Source organism: Paenibacillus sp. P4_E11 (assembly GCF_056401635.1).
On sequence record NZ_JBFUIX010000266.1, the window covers coordinates 1 to 3,278 of the forward strand.

Consider the following 3,278-nt stretch of genomic DNA (forward strand, 5'->3'; position numbering starts at 1 on the left):
TCTTCGAAGCGCTCCTAATGGAAATAGCTTTCGAAATATTGCGTGAAGCTGGTATCCGTATGCCCAGAACAATTGGACCCGCGGTATCCGTAGTCGGCACCTTTGTTATTGGGCAGGCAGCAGTTGAGGCAGGAATTGTATCCCCCGCAATGGTTATTGTGGTTGCCATTACGGCTATCAGCAGTTTTTCGTTTACAGATTACAGCATAGCGAATTCATTCCGTATGCTTCGTTTCCCTCTAATGGGACTTGCTGCCTCCTTAGGGTTATACGGAATTATTGTCGGAGTCATCGCTTTACTCCTGCATTTATGCAGTTTGCGCACCTTCGGTATTCCTTATATGAGTCCGCTTGCTCCATTTAACCTCACGGACCAAAGAGATGTGTTTATTCGGGTACCGTGGTGGGCTATGTTATTTCGTCCTAAATTATTGAATCGAAGAAACGTAACCCGTGAAAAGAAAAATCCGCCTCCAATCTAAGCTGCAACCATACCGGGAAAGGAATTGGACTTGTGAAACTAAAAATGCTTCTATTCCTCGTCTTTCTCGTACTCGTTATGTTCTTAACCGGTTGTTGGAGCCGCCAAGAGTTGAATTCACTCGGAATTGTAGTAGGTGTCGGGATCGATAAATCCAACAAACAGTTTGAGGTAACCATACAAATTGTTAACCCGGGGGAAATCTCTAATAAAGGAGGGGGCGGTAATCGGGCTCCCGTCACGGTGTATAGTTCAAAAGGGGATACTTTGGCAGAAGCAGTCCGAAAATTAACGACCATAACTCCTAGAGAATCGTATTTTTCCCATGTCCGGATGGTGATTTTTTCCGAATCTTTAGCCAGGGAGGGCATAAGCGAAACGTTAGATTATTTATCTAGAAACTATGAATTTCGGACAGATTTCTATTTCGCCATCTCAAGGGAAACGTCAGCGAAAGAAATGATGTCTATCATGACGGTTATGGAGAAAATTCCGAGTAACCAAATGTTTAGTTTCTTGACCACAGCCGAAAAGGAATGGTCGCCCGTAACAACGGTCCAACTGGATGATCTCATCAGAAATGTTGTAAAGAAGGGGAACAATCCCGTTTTAACCGGTATCCGTCTAGTTGGGGATTTAGAAGGAAGTCAAACCAGACGAAACTTTGAATCCAGTAAACCTTTAGGTGTTCTGCAGCTTTGGGGTATTGCGGTTTTTGATGGAGATCGAATGGTTGGTTGGCTCAATGAAGAGGAAAGCAAGGGCTTCACGGACTTAACTAATCAGTTAAAACGTTCGGTTATTAATATCGGGTGTCCAACGGGAGGTTATTTAGCGGTTGATATCATTAGATCGAAGACAAAAGTCAAAGGTCTGGTCGTCAATGGAAAACCAAAAGTAGACGTAACGATAAGAACCGAGGCTAGTGTATCGGATGTGGAATGCAAGATCGAGCTGACCAAGGGAGAGACGCTCTCATTATTGGAACAGGAAATCGAGAAGGAAATTAAAGAACACAGCCAAGCTTCCATCCGGAAAGCCAAGTCGCTTAAAACGGATATATTCAGCTTCGGAGAAGCGATCCACAGGGCAGAACCTGCTTATTGGAACAAAGTTAAAGAGGAATGGAATCGTCATTTTACTGAGTTGACGGTTGATATTCATGTAGACGTACGTATAAGGCATCTGGGTACTATTGGAGATCCCCCTATGAACAAGACGAAGGAGTAGTGAAACATGCTGGCAGTCCTTGGAGTGCTTGTAGTATGTCTTGTGATTATTATGATCGAGGTGCCTCCTATGAGGAAAAACGGGCTGAAAAAGGAGCTTGGCCTATTTTCAGTCCTTCTCCTGATAGGAGCATGCTTAAGTATTGGGGCCAGCTTGCATTTGCCCATACCGAACCCATTAGATGGATTAAGTTATATTTTCAAACCAACAAGCGATATTATATTTGGACTGTTGGAATGAAGGGAGGAATTAGACATGGTGGGACAAGAGAAAATATCCGCAAGTCAATTTACGATACTAGTGGCTCTTTATTCAATCGGAAGCGCCATCCTGATTGTCCCGTCGGGCATGACATTCTATGCGAAGCAAGATGCTTGGTTGTCCGCGATCATCGGGATCGCCATTGGGCTTGGACTTGTCTGGATCCATTATAAGGTGGGCAACACTTTCCCCTCCCTGAACCTGGTTCAATTAAATGAAAAATTGTTAGGAAAATGGCTAGGTAAGACGGTTGCTTTTGTTTTCTTCGGCATTTTTTATTTAGGGGGGCCCGTCTCTAATGTGTATTATATCGGGAATTTTATGGCGACCCAAATTATACCGGATACACCCGTCCAAGCCATAAACATTCTTTTTGTACTCATTGTAGTAATGGGAGTGCGTCTAGGATTGGAAACTATAGCGCGTACGGCGCAGATCTTATTCGCGTTGTTCATGTCCTTATTCTTATTTCAGGTTTTATTTATCACGCCCCAGATTAAGATCGATAACATCTACCCTATTCTTGAATACGGTATTAAGCCGACCCTGACTGGAGCCCTGATGTACTTAAGTAATGCTACCTTCCCCATTGTCCTGCTGTTGATGATTAGTCCGTCTCAAATTATTCAACCGAATCAAACTCGAAAAGCACTATTAATCGGCAGTCTTATGGGGGGATTCGTTCTGCTTGTAATTATCACCTTAAATATTTTTGTACTGGGACAGGAACTTACGATTAGGAATACATTTCCGAGCTATGCCTTAGCCAAGAAGATTAATATTGGGGATATTCTGCAACGTTTAGAAGTGTTCATGGCCTTTATGTGGATTATTTCCCTCTACTTCAGATTGTCCCTGTACTTGTATGTCGCTGTAACCGCGGTGAGTCAAATCTTTAATTTGAAGGACTACCGTCCCTTGGTTTTGCCGTTAGGCGGTATGCTTATTCCGCTTGCAATCATTGAGTTTCCCAACAGTGTCTATGATCGGTACTCAACCAATACGTTTTGGACCTCTTTCTCTATAATGGCAAGTGTGGTATATCCTTTACTGCTACTAGGTCTTGCATCTATACGTAAGGCGCGTGGGTCTTGAATGAAAAACATGTGAACTATGCGGTTCGTCAAAAGCATGCTATAGTTTCTCGCTGTTCTACTTCTTCTTCGGATCTTCGATCGCCCAGAGACGGTTCCCGCTAGGATCATAGAACATCATATCCCAACCTCCTCGGCGGCATCGACGGGGCGGCTGTAGAGTGGGTTTTCCACTCTATTCGCTTCCGGAGCCCCCAGCCCTACCCATTATC

The 3,278-nt window shown here is 43.9% G+C and carries 4 protein-coding genes; all 4 read left to right on the plus strand.

Features of this window, described 5'->3' with window-relative positions:
- Nucleotides 1-482, plus strand: a 482-nt coding sequence (locus tag AC1DWB_RS32565; RefSeq protein WP_477545246.1) for a spore germination protein, incomplete at its 5' end; no start/stop codon positions are given.
- Nucleotides 483-514: 32 nt separating this feature from the next.
- Entirely contained in the window at nt 515-1,711 is a 1,197-nt protein-coding gene (locus AC1DWB_RS32570; protein WP_477545247.1) for a Ger(x)C family spore germination protein, read from the plus strand.
- A 6-nt stretch (nt 1,712-1,717) separates the two neighbouring features.
- Nucleotides 1,718-1,951: a hypothetical protein gene (locus AC1DWB_RS32575; RefSeq protein WP_477545248.1), complete on the plus strand. Its 234-nt coding sequence runs from the start codon at nt 1,718-1,720 to the stop codon at nt 1,949-1,951.
- A gap of 15 nt (nt 1,952-1,966) precedes the next feature.
- Entirely contained in the window at nt 1,967-3,067 is a 1,101-nt protein-coding gene (locus tag AC1DWB_RS32580) for a GerAB/ArcD/ProY family transporter (RefSeq protein WP_477545249.1), read from the plus strand.
- The last annotated feature ends 211 nt before the right edge of the window (nt 3,068-3,278 follow it).